Source organism: Vibrio sp. 10N.286.48.C11 (assembly GCF_041469805.1).
Taxonomy (GTDB): Bacteria; Pseudomonadota; Gammaproteobacteria; order Enterobacterales; family Vibrionaceae; genus Vibrio; species Vibrio crassostreae_C.
The window spans coordinates 1-252 of record NZ_JBFRLK010000128.1 but is presented as its reverse complement, the minus strand read 5'-3'; the positions used below and the strand labels follow the sequence as shown (position 1 = coordinate 252).

The 252-nt window shown below is 45.2% G+C and carries 1 pseudogene; it reads right to left on the bottom strand.

What is annotated here, in order from left to right:
• Nucleotides 1-31 precede the first annotated feature (31 nt).
• Nucleotides 32-252: pseudogene (locus AB4209_RS21760) on the bottom strand (ISAs1 family transposase); the annotation flags it as partial.

Sequence of the window (252 nt, the reverse complement as noted above, 5' to 3'; positions counted from 1 at the left end):
CTGAGCTTATGCCTTAAGTCATAGCATCTCCTTATGCTGCTAACTTCAGTGCCTGCGGCACACTTTCAATGCTCCAATGTGCTCGCGTGCTCTCTAGTAAAGCTTTAGCCGTTAGTTTTGCTGAGCTTATGTAGTGCTTGATTTGCATTCTTTCTGCTGGCTTATCACCTTCTTGACGAATTGAAACGACCATACCAATGGTGGAGAGTCCCGCCCAATCAAGCGCTATATCGCCTAAGAAATCTGTATTGT